Annotated in this window: 14 protein-coding genes; 5 read left to right on the forward strand and 9 right to left on the reverse strand. The window is 63.0% G+C overall.

What is annotated here, in order from left to right; all coding sequences use genetic code 11:
* From EOA78_RS32020 to EOA78_RS32030, 3 genes are all read left to right on the forward strand, one after another.
* Window positions 1–199 (forward strand): homocysteine S-methyltransferase family protein (locus EOA78_RS32020; protein WP_164784025.1); only part of this gene is annotated, 199 nt, incomplete at its 5' end.
* On the forward strand, window positions 199–1,380 hold the full coding sequence (locus EOA78_RS32025) for a pyridoxal phosphate-dependent aminotransferase (RefSeq protein ID WP_127319367.1): 1,182 nt from the start codon (window positions 199–201) through the stop codon (window positions 1,378–1,380). The genes EOA78_RS32020 and EOA78_RS32025, both read left to right, overlap by 1 nt.
* On the forward strand, window positions 1,377–3,824 hold the full coding sequence (locus EOA78_RS32030) for an FAD-dependent oxidoreductase (RefSeq protein ID WP_127319369.1): 2,448 nt from the start codon (window positions 1,377–1,379) through the stop codon (window positions 3,822–3,824). Before EOA78_RS32025 ends, EOA78_RS32030 begins: the two co-directional genes overlap by 4 nt.
* Window positions 3,825–4,031: 207 nt before the next feature.
* On the opposite strand, the gene EOA78_RS32035 is transcribed toward EOA78_RS32030, so the two are convergent.
* From EOA78_RS32035 to EOA78_RS32065, 7 genes are read right to left on the reverse strand one after another with little or no spacing between them, the layout of a single operon-like run.
* On the reverse strand, window positions 4,032–4,619 hold the full coding sequence (locus tag EOA78_RS32035) for an NAD(P)H-dependent oxidoreductase (RefSeq protein WP_127319371.1): 588 nt from the start codon (window positions 4,617–4,619) through the stop codon (window positions 4,032–4,034).
* Window positions 4,619–5,200 (reverse strand): NAD(P)H-dependent oxidoreductase, encoded by a 582-nt coding sequence (locus tag EOA78_RS32040; RefSeq protein ID WP_164784026.1) that lies wholly within the window; start codon window positions 5,198–5,200, stop codon window positions 4,619–4,621. Before EOA78_RS32040 ends, EOA78_RS32035 begins: the two co-directional genes overlap by 1 nt.
* Window positions 5,200–6,597, reverse strand: coding sequence for an FAD-binding oxidoreductase (locus EOA78_RS32045; RefSeq protein WP_127319389.1), 1,398 nt, complete (start codon window positions 6,595–6,597; stop codon window positions 5,200–5,202). The genes EOA78_RS32040 and EOA78_RS32045 overlap by 1 nt, the downstream gene beginning before the upstream one ends.
* Before the next feature lie 2 nt (window positions 6,598–6,599).
* Window positions 6,600–7,895, reverse strand: a complete 1,296-nt coding sequence (locus EOA78_RS32050) for a cytosine deaminase (protein WP_127319391.1) — start codon at window positions 7,893–7,895, stop codon at window positions 6,600–6,602.
* Window positions 7,896–7,914: 19 nt separating this feature from the next.
* The gene (locus tag EOA78_RS32055; protein WP_127319375.1) at window positions 7,915–8,766 is read right to left on the reverse strand and encodes an ABC transporter permease; all 852 of its coding nucleotides are present in this window, start codon (window positions 8,764–8,766) and stop codon (window positions 7,915–7,917) included.
* The gene (locus EOA78_RS32060) at window positions 8,753–9,583 is read right to left on the reverse strand and encodes an ABC transporter ATP-binding protein (protein WP_127319377.1); all 831 of its coding nucleotides are present in this window, start codon (window positions 9,581–9,583) and stop codon (window positions 8,753–8,755) included. Before EOA78_RS32060 ends, EOA78_RS32055 begins: the two co-directional genes overlap by 14 nt.
* 9 nt (window positions 9,584–9,592) lie before the next feature.
* Window positions 9,593–10,597: an ABC transporter substrate-binding protein gene (locus tag EOA78_RS32065; RefSeq protein ID WP_127319379.1), complete on the reverse strand. Its 1,005-nt coding sequence runs from the start codon at window positions 10,595–10,597 to the stop codon at window positions 9,593–9,595.
* A 253-nt stretch (window positions 10,598–10,850) separates the two neighbouring features.
* Between EOA78_RS32065 and EOA78_RS32070 the strand changes: the two genes are divergently transcribed.
* Together EOA78_RS32070 and EOA78_RS32075 are read left to right on the forward strand one after the other, a co-directional pair.
* Window positions 10,851–11,234: a RidA family protein gene (locus EOA78_RS32070; RefSeq protein WP_127319381.1), complete on the forward strand. Its 384-nt coding sequence runs from the start codon at window positions 10,851–10,853 to the stop codon at window positions 11,232–11,234.
* A gap of 222 nt (window positions 11,235–11,456) precedes the next feature.
* On the forward strand, window positions 11,457–12,260 hold the full coding sequence (locus tag EOA78_RS32075; protein WP_127319383.1) for a creatininase family protein: 804 nt from the start codon (window positions 11,457–11,459) through the stop codon (window positions 12,258–12,260).
* A gap of 71 nt (window positions 12,261–12,331) precedes the next feature.
* Here the strand turns inward: EOA78_RS32075 and EOA78_RS32080 are convergent, their stop codons facing one another.
* Together EOA78_RS32080 and cobD are read right to left on the reverse strand one after the other, a co-directional pair.
* Window positions 12,332–12,841, reverse strand: a complete 510-nt coding sequence (locus tag EOA78_RS32080) for a tyrosine phosphatase family protein (RefSeq protein ID WP_127319385.1) — start codon at window positions 12,839–12,841, stop codon at window positions 12,332–12,334.
* Window positions 12,838–13,784, reverse strand: a 947-nt coding sequence (gene cobD, locus EOA78_RS32085; RefSeq protein ID WP_127319387.1) for a threonine-phosphate decarboxylase CobD, incomplete at its 5' end; no start/stop codon positions are given. The genes EOA78_RS32080 and cobD, both read right to left, overlap by 4 nt.

A 13,784-nucleotide genomic window follows, 5' to 3' on the forward strand; every position in this document is an offset into this window, starting at 1 on the left:
GCTCAAGCATGGCGCCCCCGTGGAAGTGCTGCACGCCCGCCACGACCTTGATCCGGACGCCTATGCAGGCCAGGCGGTCGGCTGGGTCGAGGCCGGCGCCGGCATCGTCGGCGGCTGCTGCGAAGTCGGACCGCCCCACATCGCCACCCTGCGCGACCGGCTCGAACAGGCCGGCTACGAAATTTCGGGAGTAGCATAATGCCCAGACCATCATCGCGCATTTCCGGCATCGTGCCTTCCGGCAAGGATGGCTGGGAGGTTCATTTCGCTGCCTGGACACGCAAGGAGGCCGGCGAGGACATCATCATGCTGTCGGTTGGCGACCACGATTTCGACACGCCTGCGCAGACGATCGAAGCTTGCGTGACCGCGGTTCGCGCCAGCAACCACCACTACACCCCGCTTCCCGGCATTCCGCGCCTGCGCAAGGCAATGGCGGCGGCATCGACCGCGTGCACCGGCGTTGCGACCAACCCCGACCAGGTCATCGCCACGCCAGGCGGACAGGCAGCGCTTTACGCGGCGGTACAAGCCGTTCTCGACCAGGGCGACCATGCCATCGTGGTGGCGCCCTATTACGCAACCTACCCCAACACGTTCAGTGCAGCGGGCGCCGATTTCACCGTGGTCGAGACACCCGCCGAGGATGGTTTCCAGCCGCGAGCCGCCCACATTCGTGCCGCGCTCCGGCCGAACACGCGCGCCATCCTCATCAATACGCCCAACAACCCGACGGGTGCTGTCTACTCGCGCCAGCGGCTGGAAGACCTGGCGCAGATCTGCCGGGAACATGACCTCTGGCTGCTGTCGGACGAGGTCTATTGGACGCTGGGCGGCGGCGAGCACATCTCGCCGCGCTCGCTGCCCGGCATGGCGGAACGCACGCTGGTCATCAATTCCATGTCGAAGAGCCACGGCATGACCGGCTGGCGCATGGGCTGGCTGACCGGGCCCGAAGTGATGATCTCGCTGCTGACCAACCTCAATCTGGTGACGACCTACGGCCTGCCGGCCTTCATCAGCCTCGCTTGCGCCGAGGCGCTGGAAAACGGCTACGGCGTCAAGGAGATCGCCGAACGCTATGCCGCAAGGCGCAGCGTCGTCCTCGAGGCCATGCACGGCATGAACAACATCACCGTGCGCGGCTCCGAAGGCGGCATGTATGTCATGCTCGACATCTCGGCCATCGAGCCGGACGACGAGAAATTCGCCTGGGCTTTCCTCAACAAGGAAAAAGTCGGCGTCATGCCGGGCTCGAGTTTCGGCGAGGCCGCCGCCGGCCACATCCGCGTCAGCCTCTGCCAGCCCGAGGCGATACTTTTGGAAGCAGCCCTTCGCCTGCGCCGCTTCGCTTCCAACTATCGCCGTGAGGCCGCATGACAAAGAGTGTTCCCACCAAAGCCCGTGCCGTCATCATCGGCGGCGGTATTTCAGGCTGTTCGGTCGCCTACCATTTGGCCAAGCTCGGCTGGACCGATATCGTGCTGCTCGAACGTAAGCAGCTGACTTCTGGAACGACATGGCACGCCGCCGGCTTGATCGGTCAGTTGCGCGGCTCGCAGAACATGACGCGACTGGCGAAATATTCGGCCGACCTCTACGTCAAGCTCGAAGCCGAGACCGATGTCGGCACCGGCATGCGGCAGGTCGGTTCGATCACCGTGGCGCTGACCGAGGAGCGCAAGCACGAGATTTATAGGCAGGCGTCTCTCGCCCGCGCGTTCGATGTCGACGTGCGCGAGATTTCACCTGATGAAGTCAAGGAGATGTACCCGCATCTCAACATTTCCGATGTGGTCGGCGCCGTGCATCTGCCGCTCGACGGCCAGTGCGACCCGGCCAATATCGCCATGGCGCTGGCCAAGGGTGCGCGCCAGCGCGGTGCGACGATCGTCGAGAACGTGAAGGTAACCAAGGTCCATACCAGGGATAGCCGCGTTACCGGCGTCTCCTGGACGCAAGGCGACGAGCAAGGCATGATCGAAGCCGATGTCGTCGTCAATTGCGCGGGCATGTGGGCGCGCGAGCTCGGGCGCCAGAACGGCGTCACCATCCCGCTGCATGCCTGCGAGCACTTTTACCTCGTTACCGAACCGATCCCCGGCCTGACCCGCCTGCCGGTGCTGCGCGTGCCGGACGAATGCGCCTACTACAAGGAAGACGCCGGCAAAATGATGCTCGGCGCCTTCGAGCCGGTGGCCAAGCCATGGGGCATGGACGGCATCCGCGAAGATTTCTGCTTCGACCAGTTGCCGGAGGATTTCGAGCATTTCGAGCCAATCCTTGAAATGGGCGTCAACCGGATGCCGATGCTGGCCAGCGCCGGCATCCACACTTTCTTCAACGGTCCCGAGAGTTTTACGCCTGATGATCGCTACTATCTCGGCGAGGCGCCGGAGCTTTCCGGCTACTGGATGGCGACCGGCTACAATTCGATAGGCATCGTTTCCTCCGGCGGCGCCGGTATGGCCCTGGCGCAATGGATCAATGACGGCGAGGCACCCTTCGATCTGTGGGAGGTCGACATCCGCCGCGCCCAGCCGTTCCAGAAGAACCGCCGGTACCTGAAGGAGCGCGTCTCCGAGACGCTCGGCCTGCTCTATGCCGACCATTTTCCGTACCGCCAGATGGCGACCTCGCGGAACCTGAGACGCTCGCCGCTGCACGAACATCTGAAGGCGCGCGGTGCGGTGTTCGGCGAGGTTGCCGGCTGGGAGCGCGCCAACTGGTTTGCCAGGCCCGGCCAGGAGCGCGAATACCGCTATTCATGGAAGCGGCAGAACTGGTTCGACAACCAGCGCGAGGAACATCTGGCCGTCCGAAACGGCGTCGGCCTGTTCGACATGACCTCGTTCGGCAAGATCCGTGTCGAGGGCCGCGATGCCTGCGCCCTCCTGCAGAAACTCTGCGCCAACGACATGGACGTGGCGCCGGGCAAGATCGTCTATACCCAGATGCTCAACCAGCGCGGCGGTATCGAGAGCGATCTCACCGTCTCACGGCTATCTGAAACGGCCTACTTCCTGGTCGTGCCTGGCGCGACGCTGCAGCGCGATCTCGCGTGGCTGCGCAAGCACCTCGCCGATGAGTTCGTCGTCATCACCGATGTGACCGCTGCCGAAGCCGTGCTCTGCCTCATGGGCCCGGATTCGAGGAAGCTGATTCAAAAGCTGAGCCCGAACGATTTCTCCAACGAAACCAACCCATTCGGGACGTTTCAGGAGATTGAAATCGGCATGGGGCTGGCCCGCGCCCACCGTGTAACCTATGTCGGCGAACTGGGCTGGGAGCTTTATGTCTCGACCGACCAGGCCGCCCACGTGTTCGAGGCGATCGAGGAGGCCGGCGCCGATGTCAGCCTAAAACTCTGCGGCCTGCACACGCTGGATTCCTGCCGCATCGAAAAGTCCTTCCGGCACTTCGGCCACGACATCACCGATGAGGACAATGTGCTGGAGGCAGGCCTTGGCTTCGCAGTGAAGACTGCCAAGGGCGATTTCCTTGGCCGCGATGCCGTGCTGAGAAAAAAAGAAACCGGATTGGACCGGCGGCTGCTGCAGTTCCGCCTGAAAGACACGCAACCCTTGCTCTTTCACAATGAGGCGATCCTGCGCGACGGCAAGATCGTCGGCCCGATCACCTCGGGCAATTACGGCCATCATCTCGGCGGCGCCATCGGCCTCGGCTACGTGCCTTGCAAGGGCGAGAGCGAGGCGGACGTGCTGTCGTCGTCCTACGCGATCGAAATCGCCGGCGAGCGCTTCGCCGCCGAGGCATCGCTGAAGCCAATGTATGATCCGAAATCGGAACGGGTGCGGATGTAGCGCACCCTTCCCTTCTCCCCTTGTGGGAGAAGGTGGGCGAGCGAAGCTCGGTCGGATGAGGGGTGTTGGACGGATCGCTACACTGAAGATAAGCACCTAAAATCATTCGATATTTCAACGCTTCATTCCGTCCAGCACCCCTCATCCGTCTCGGCGCTGCGCGCCGATCCACCTTCTCCCACAAGGGGAGAAGGTAATTCCGCCGGCTCAAAACCGCTCCAGCTTCGTTCGCACTTTCCCCAGGAACGCCGCCCTCGTCTTCGGTGTCGATGCGTCCATCAGGTAGTGCGCCAGAAAGAATGTCCTGCAGCGGGTGGCGCAGAGTGCCCGCATGCCGCGCAGGATTGTCTTGCGTCCCGGCTGGCCGACGACGACGCTCCACCAGGTCGGTGCGCCGCAGGTCGTGATCACCCCGATCTTCGTCACATGCCTCATCAGCGACTGGATCCGTCCTTTGCCCGCCGGCATCCGGAACGCGACGTCGGTCGCCCAGACCCTGTCGAGCCAGCCCTTCAGCATTGCCGGCAGCCCATACCACCATGTCGGATAGATAAAGAGGATTGCCTGGGCCCAGTTGAGATTTTCGATGTGCGGCTTGAGCGCCGGATCCTGTGGGGCGTGTTCATTGTAGGAGCGTCGCTCGCCGCAGCCCATGACCGGATCGAAATTATCCGCATAGAGGTCGAGCAGCCGCACCTCCCAGCCCCTCGCCTTCAGCACCTCGATGGCACTATCCCGGATCGAGGCGCAAAAGCTTTCCGGGACCGGATGGCAGTAAACCACCAGAACCCGCATCAGAATGCATCCATGCTGGCGGCGACTTTCGCCATGAATCTCTTCCGCGTTTCATCGGTCGACAGGTTCATCGAATAAAGCGCGAGATAGGATACGGAGGCACCGGGTTTTATGGTGACGCGCAACGCACGCTTGACCAGCCTGCGCGGCGGATCGCCCATCAGCATGGCACGAAACCGGCTGCCGCCATAGGTGGCGACCGCCGCCACCTTTCGAATGTTGTGCAGCGACGGCTGCACCTTGCCATTGACTAGCCTGAACGAGACGCCGGGCAGGAAGACGCGGTCGAAAAAGCCTTTCAGGATCGCCGGATAGCCGAAGTTCCACACCGGAAACGACAGCACCAGCGCCTCGGCCCGCAGCAGGCGCTCGACATAGGGCGCTGCCGGATCACCGGCGCCGCGATCGTCGTGATAACCGAGCCGCTCGGCCCGCGTCAGCCGCGGATCGAAATTCTCGGCATAGAGATCGCAGTCGTCGACGGCGTGGCCGGCTGCCGTCAGCCGCTCGACGATCACCTTGTGCAAACCGGCATTGAAGCTGGTCTCGACCGGATGGGCGTAGAGAACGAGGATGTTCATCACCCCGCCTTCTGCAACCCCTTGAACAGGAACGACTTGCCCGAGCGATAATCGTAGTCCGGGTTTTCCCAGGCGATCATCTTGCCGGGATTGAGCAGCCCTTGCGGATCGGTCTCGCGCTTGAAGGCGAGCTGCACCTCGTCCGTCTGCTTCATGCCGCCCTCTTCCAGCGTGTAGCGGTGCGGGTTGAACACCCAGCAGCCATTGTCTTCGTGGATGCGGATGATCTGGTCGAGCCGCTCGGCCGTCGTGAAGCGGACCAGCGGCAGTCCGGCCACGCCGATCGCGCCGTCGAAGCGGATGAATTCGAGATGTGTCGGCACTTCGTCGCCGAAGCGGTCGATCATCGCCTTGACGTAAGCGAGGTGATCCGGCGCGGGATAGCGGGTCTGCAGATAGGTAATCGTTGGGTCGACCCTGATGGCGCGCAGCGTCGTGTGGTTCCAGGTCAGCTCATAGGCCGGCGGCAAGCCCTTGAGATCGGCCTCCTTGTCGGCGCGGAAGACGATTTCGCCCTTGCTGCGCGCAGTAAGAGCGACAAAGGCGTCCATGGCATGCGGCGCGATCATGCAGACGACGATGCTTTGCTCGCGCCTGAAAAACCGCTGGTGCCGCTTGAAATAATCGTAAGGGATGGGCGCGGCGATCGGCGTGATCAGCTTCGCTAGAATGCCGTCCTGAATGGCGAGATCGTTGCCGAAGCCGGCCGCATCCATGAAATCGTCGAAGCCGACGATGACGTCGATCCAGTCGTAAGATGCGGTCAGCGGCATCTCGACCTCGGTGATGATGCCGTTGGTGCCGTAGGCATGCATCACCTTCAGCACCTCCTCGCCGGTAAGATCCATGATGCGAGGCTCCGCCTCCATCGTCACGGTCCTGAGCCGGATGACATTGCCGAGGTCGCGCAGCCCACCCCAGCGGATCGAGCCGACGCCGCCCGATCCGCCGGCGACGAAACCGCCGATCGACGCGGTGTTATAGGTCGATGGCGACATTCGCAGCTCCTGGCCGGAATGCGCGCGCGTCGCCCTGTCGATGTCGGCGAGGACGGCACCGGGTCCGGTCACGACGCGGCCGGGCGCGATCGTCTTGACTGCATTCATTTCGGCAAGATTGAGCACGACGCCGCCGGACAAAGGCATCGCCTGCCCGTAATTGCCGGTGCCGCTGCCGCGCGGCGTCACCGGCACGCCATTCCGGTGACAGGCGGCAAGCACTCGAATCACCTCGTCTTCCGTCTTCGGCGTCACGATCAGATCGCCGGTCACATGGTCGAGCTGTTGCTTCAGCACCGGGCTGTACCAGTAGAAGTCACGGCTCTTTTGCTGGACGATCGCCGGATGGTCGTCGATCTTCAGACCATCGAGATCGCGTTTGAGCGCAGCCAGGTCCATCATCACACCATCAGATCGTCGAGTTCGGCATAATCGGGCAATTGGCGCTCGATGGCGCGGCCGTCGCGCACCACGATGCGATCCGATTCGGGCCGCGACAGCAATTCCGTCCAGCTCCGTCCCCTGAAGACGACGAAATCGGCGGCGCCGCCGGCGGCAAGGGTGCCGAAACCGTCGAGCCGCATCACCTGGGCCGGCGTTGAAGTCACCGCCTGTGGCCAATCGCCGACCGGATGATCGAAATGCAGGATGCGCGTCGCCATGCGGTAGACCTCCAGCATGTCGAGATCGCCATAGGCGTAGAACGGATCTCGGGTATTGTCGGAGGCGACGGCGACAGGAATGCCGCGCGCTTTCATCTCGTGCAGCAGCGTCACGCCGCGCCAGCGCGGCGTGGTCTTGTCGCCGCGCCGGTCCTGCAGATAGAGATTGCACATCGGCAGCGACACCACGGCAAGCCTCGCCTTCGCCACCTTATCCAGCGTGTCGAGCACATCGAGATCGGGCTGGCGTGCCAGCGAGCAGCAGTGGCCGACGAGGATGTTTCCCTCAAAACCGTTCCATAAGGCCGCCTCGGCGATCTTCTTCAGCGAGATCGCCGAGATATCGTCAGTCTCGTCGGCATGGAAATCGAGGTCGAGGCCCTGCTTGATCGCCTGCGCGAACACCTGGTCGAGAAGCTCTTCCAGGTCCGGCAGCATATAGGTGACGACGCCGAGCACGCCGTTGGCCGCGGCGACGCGTTTGGCCAGTCTCTCGAACCATTTCCTGTCGCGCACGCCTTCGATGCCGAGCAGGCAGGCCGCCTGCAGCTCGATGCGGCCACGCCATTTCTCCCGTATCGTCTCGAATACCGGCCAGGAGATCTCTTCCTGTGGCGCGACACTGTCGAGATGGGTGCGCAGGGCTTTGGTGCCGTACGCATAGGCTGAGCGCAGCGAAAACTCCATGCGGCGAGCAACGTCGTCGGCGCTCCAGTGGGCAGCGCGGTCGGCGCCGGTGGCGTTCAACGCGCCCATGAACGTGCCGTCCGGATTGGGTTTTCGAGGCCAGATATGGCCCTTGTCGATATGCGTGTGGCAATCGACGAAGCACGGCATGACGATGCGTCCGCCGAGGTCGACGGCGCCCGCCGGCGAATTGGGTTGGCGATGTGCTGCAATGCTGGAAATCATGCCGCTTGCGACGGCGATATCGGCGAGCGCAAACCCATCGGCGTCAAAGGCTGCAGCAAGGCCCGGCGTCAGAGATGCGTGGAGCCGGGCCTTTGAGAGGACATAAGAACCGTCCGGGAAAATGTTGCTGGGTTCCGGCACCCTATCGCTCCTGCTTCAGCGCGCTTTCGTGCCAGCGTCGCAGGATCAAATGCGAGATCAGCGACAGCACCAGGAAGATCAGAATGCCGGTAAACGAAATCAGGATCAGCGCCGCGAACAGCCGCGGTGCGTTGAGCCGGTAGCCGGCCTCGATGATGCGCGAGGCGAGGCCCGAAGACTGCCCCTGGGCCCCGGCGACGAACTCCGCCACTACCGCGCCGATCAGCGACAGGCCGCCGGCGATTTTCAACCCGCCAAGAAAGTAGGGCATCGCCGCCGGCAGGCGAAGATAACGCAATTGCTGCCAGCGGGTCGCGCCGTTAAGCCTGAACATGTCGCGCAGATTGCGGTCGACGGAATTGAGGCCAAGCGTCGTGTTGGACAGGATCGGAAAGAAGGCGACGATCCAGGCACAAAGCAGAAGCTTCGTCGTCTGGTTGTCGACGTAGATGTTGATCAATGGGAAGATCGCGACGATCGGCGTCACCTGCAGGACGATGGCAAACGGGAAGAACGACATCTCCACCCACTTCGATTGCGCGAACAGCACCGCCAGCCCGACACCGCCGACGACGGCCAAAAGCAGGCTGAGGAAGGTGATCCTGAGCGTCACCAGCAGCGAGGAAAACAGCAGCCCGGCATCGTCAAACAGCGTTTGCAGCACCACACCGGGGCGCGGCAGGATGTATTTCGGGATGTCGCTCCAGACGCAGATGCGGTCCCACAGCCAGATGGCCAGAATCATGATCGCCAGCGGCAGCACCCATCGACCGATGCGCTCGAGCCGCTCCTGGCGCACGCGACGCGCCTCCTCGGGATCGAGCCTCAGCACGTGTTCTTCAATGGCCGTCATGGTGCGGTCCGGCAGTTGAGTTGATGGCGCCGATCAGCACATCGGACGCCTGACGGCAAAGCGCGGCATAATCGGGCGAAGTACGGAAGGCTTCATTGCGCGGATAGGGCGCATCGATGACGAGTTCTTTGAACACCCGGCCCGGCCGCGCGGCCATGACCACGACGCGGTTGGACAGGAAAACGCTTTCGAAGACGCTGTGGGTCACGAAGACAACGGTAAACCGCTCATCCTGCCATAGCTCCAGAAGATCGTTGTTGAGCTTGAAGCGGGTGATCTCGTCGAGCGCTGCGAACGGCTCGTCCATCAAAAGCACGCGCGGCTTGGTCACCATGGCGCGGGCGATCGAGACGCGCATCTTCATGCCGCCGGACAGCTCGCGCGGCACGGCATTCTCGAAACCGGTCAGGTGGACCCGCGCCAGCATCTCCATCACGACAGGCGCAGCCTTGGCCCGCGAAACGCCCTTCAGCCGCAGCGGCAGCCAGACATTGTCGAAGACATCGGCCCATGGCAGCAGCGTCGGCTCCTGGAAGACGAAGCCGATATTCGAGCGGTCGACAGAGCTGCTGCCGCGCCAGTCGAGCACGCCGGAGGTCGGCGTCGCAAGACCCGCAATGAGGCGCAAGGCCGTCGACTTGCCGCAGCCGGACGGGCCGAGAAGGCTGAGAAAGTCGCCATCCCGGATCGTCAGGTCGACATCGCTGAGCGCTGTCACGCCATTGGAAAAGACCTTGCCGACGCCCCGCAGCGCCAGCAGCATCGGACCTTTGCCCGATGCGCTTGCCGGCGCTTGCGCCACTTTCTCCTGCATCATGCCTGGGTGCTATTTCTTCAGGTCGATCCCGACGCCCTTGTTAACGAAGGCCAGCGTGTAGGACTTCTTGATGTCGACGCTGGCCGGCACGACCTTGGCCTTGACCATCTTGTCGTAGAAGCTTTCGATGCGCGCGTCGGTCATCGCGCCGATGCCGAGTTTTTCCGTGTCGCCGGAATCGACGATGCCGAATTTCTTCATCTGCTCGATCGAAAACGCGATCTGCTCGTCGCTGATGTCGGGGTTATCCTTCTTGATCGCCGCGTTGGCGGCAGCGTTGTCGCCGTAGAGATAATTGTACCAACCCTTGGCCGAGCCATCGACGAAGCACTGAACCACCTCCGGCCGCTTGTCGATCGTGGCCTGCATGGTCTCGATCGTCGTCGCATAGGTGTCGAAGCCGTAGTCGGCGAGCAGGAACAGATTGGGCTGGAAGCCGCCTTCCTTGGCGACGGCGAAGGGCTCCGAGGTCACGTAACCCTGCTGGATCGACTTCGGATTGGCGATGAAAGGTGCGGGGTTGAACGTATAGGGCACGCGCTTGGCCGGATCGAAGCCGAACTCCGTGATCATCCATTGGAAGTAGCTCTGTGCACCTTCGTCGCCAATAATGTACTGGTCCGCGTCCTTCAAATCCTCCCATTTGTCGAGGCCCTGACCCGGATGGCTCATGATCACCTGCGGCTCTTTCTGGAATGAGGCGGCGACCACGCGCAGCGGAATGTCCTGCTGAACGGCGTCGAAGGCCTGCAGCATGTTGCCGCCCATATAGAAGTCGATCTTGCCGGCGAGCAACAGCGGCCGACCGCTGACCTGCGGGCCACCTTGCATGATCGTCACGTCGAGCCCGCAAGCCGCATAGGTGCCATCAGCGGCCGCCTGATAGTAGCCACCGTGCTCGGCCTGGGCGAGCCAGTTGGTGCCGAAGGTGACCTTCTCGTTCGCTGCCGCGCTTAGCGTGCTTGCGGCAAGCAGCACGATCGCGCCTACCGAAATCTTAAGTTCTCCGTCCATCCACACCACCCTCTGTTGGCTCCGGCGCGCCACGCACCGGGCTCGACACCATCGACTCACGAAGCAAGACACATGCCATCACCGACGCCGCCCGCCTGCGCAACGGTGGTGCACGAAGGCCGGACGGTCATGCTGTTCGGGAGGCATCGTGCCTATTTTTTGAACGCCTGTCCACAATCGCCCTGATAGTATGCACTGCATCTTGAACGGGCCGCCAATCCGGCTTTAGGCTGACACCAGATTGGAGATTTTCATGTTCAAATTCCTGGCGCCGAAGTCGATCAAGCCGCCCTTCGCCCGCTACAGTCATGGCATCGAGGTGCCTCCCGGCAAGAGGCTGGTGCTGTGTTCGGGCCAGGTCGCCATCACTCCGGACGATCAGATCCCGGAGGATGCCGGCGCACAGGCCGAACTCTGTTTTCACAACATCGCGGCGATTCTTGGCGAGGCCGGGCTTGGACTTTCCGACATCGTCCGCATCAACACCTATGTCACCGACCGCGCCTTCCTGCGGCCCTATATGGACGTTCGCGACCGGCTGTTCACCAGCCCGGCGCCGGCTTCGACGCTGATGATCGTGTCCGGTTTCGCGCGGCCGGAATTCAAGGTCGAGATCGAGGTCATCGCGGCAGGGTAAGGAGCGCTGGCCGAGGGCTGAGAATCGACAGGCCAGTGATCTCAAGTTACACAACAACGGCTGGTGCTGCCCCTCATCCACCTGTCGGCACCTTCTCCCGCGTATACTGACGGGGAGAAGGTGCTGGCCCCAACGCTGGCGATCCCTCTCTCCCCGTCCTTCACGGGAGAGGGTAAGGGTGAGGGCAGCGCAGACGCGCATTCAGTCTCTTCGAGGGCAAAAATGGCCGGAACAAAAAGACGCGTGTGGTGGGGCGATTACCGGACCACCGAATACGCCACCATCGATCCGGAGGCGACGATCGCCGTTCTGCCGCTGGCGGCGATCGAACAGCACGGGCCGCATCTGCCGGTTTCGACCGACACCTCGATCATGAACGGCATGCTCGATACGGTGATCGCGCGCCTGCCCGGCGATCTCGACATCCGCATCCTGCCGGTCCAGGCAGTGGGCAAGTCGAACGAGCACCTGCATGCGCCGGGAACCCTCACTGTGCCGGCGGCGACCTTGATCGAAGCGTGGACCGAGCTCGGCCTGTCGATCGCGCGCGCCGGCGTCAGGAAACTGATCGTCGTCAACTCGCATGGCGGCAACGAGGAGATCATGGGTATCATCACCCGTGAGTTGCGCGTGCATGCAAAGATGCTGGCGGTGAAGACGAGCTGGCAGCGCTTTGGCCGGCCGGCCGGCATGTACACCGAGCTTGAGGATCGCCAAGGCATCCATGGCGGCGATGTCGAGACCTCGCTGATGCTGCATTTCCGGCCGGATCTTGTCGACATGGGAAAGGCCGACAATTTCGTGTCCAACGTCGCCCGCGCCGAAAAGGAATTCTCGCTGCTGCGCCACACCGGAACGCACGCCTTCGCCTGGATCGCCACCGATCTCAACCCGAACGGCGTGGTCGGCGATGCCAGCATTGCAACGGCCGAAAAGGGCAGGCTGACCGCCAACCATCAGGCCGACGGTTTCATCAGCCTGTTGAAGGACGTGCGCAAGGCGAAGCTTGTCGACTGGTTGGCATAATCAGACCACGATTCCGAACCGAAGGCCGGCGCAGCAAACAGTGGAAACCAGGCACTTTTGGGCGACATGCATTAGGCGTCGATCTTCAACTCAAAAGGCGTGCCTTCGAAGGCGTCCGCGCCGCGCCCGATAGCCTGGATCGCGCCGATCATGCGGCCGTTGCGATTGAGCAGCGCATCGGCGACCGCGATCAGCCGAGGGTTAGGTGTCGCCGTCGGCGACAGCGCGCGCAGCGTCTCAGCCAGTTCGACCTCGCAGCGCTTCGGCGCCAATGCCGCCGCGATGATGTAAGCCGAGGCCGTCGAACGGCTGATGCCGGCATAGCAATGCACGACCAGCGGCCTTGCACGATCCCATCGGCGCGCGAAGTCGAGCAGATTGCGGACATGTATTTCGCCCGGCATGGTCATGCCCTCTTGCGCCACCGCAATATCATGCATGACCAGATGCAGATGGTTTTCCCGGGGGATCGACGCCGGCCGCGTCACCTCGGTACCGGCAGCCAGCAGGGAAAGCAGCCGCTCGGCGCCGGTTCTCGCGACCGTTTCCTCGACCTTCGACAGCGAACAGACATGGATCATTGCTTGACCTCCCCAGTGTTATCGTCACGCTGTTGCGCCCAGTCGGCAAGAGCCGATTGGAGCCGCTGCCATTCCTCGTCCGGACCCGGCAACCCGGCGCGCAGGACATGCGGCCGGCCGGAAAAATGGCGAAGCAGGATGCCGCGCCCGCCGAGCGCCGAAAACAGGTTGGCGGCATCCGGTAGGCTGATATAGCGGAACAGCGTGGTGCCGCCGGCAACTGGGACGCCGAAGCGGCCGAACAGCGTATCGAGCCGCGCGGCATCCTCGGCCAAACGGCGTCGCGTCTCGGCCTGCCAGCCAGCGTCGGCAAGCGCGCGGATCCCATATTCGAGCGCCGGACCGGCCACCGCCCACGGCCCGAATTGCGCCTCAAGCCTTTCGACGGTCAGCGCGTCGGCTAATGCAAAGCCGAGTCGCAGGCCGGCAAGGCCAAAGAACTTGCCGAAGGAACGCAGCACGACAATGCCGCCTTGCTCGACATCGCCGGCCAGGCTTTCCGCGCGCGGGCCGACATCCATGAATGCCTCATCGACGACCAGCAACCCGCCTTTGGCGCGCAATTTTCCGGCAAGATCGAGCAGCTTCTTGCGTTCGATGATGCGCCCGTCCGGATTGTTGGGGTTGACGATGATGGCGAGATCGGCTCCTGCCAGGACCTCGAAATCATCGACCTCCGTCACAGCATGGCCGGCGATTGCCGCTGCCCGCTGATGTTCAGCATAGGTCGGCCCGAGCACCAGCGCCTTGCCGGGGCTCGCCAGCGAGGCGACGCGCGGCAACAGGATCTGCGTGCCCGGCGTCGCCACCACATTCGCTGCCGATGGCGCGCCATAAACGCTTGCCGCGACTTCGGCCAACTCGCGGACCCGCGCTGCTTCCGGCAATCTGGACAGGGCGGTGGCGGGCAGATCGAAAAACGGATAGGAGTGCGGATTGATAC

It is taken from the genome of Mesorhizobium sp. M5C.F.Cr.IN.023.01.1.1, from assembly GCF_003997585.1.
In the GTDB taxonomy this organism is placed as follows: Bacteria; Pseudomonadota; Alphaproteobacteria; order Rhizobiales; family Rhizobiaceae; genus Mesorhizobium; species Mesorhizobium wenxiniae.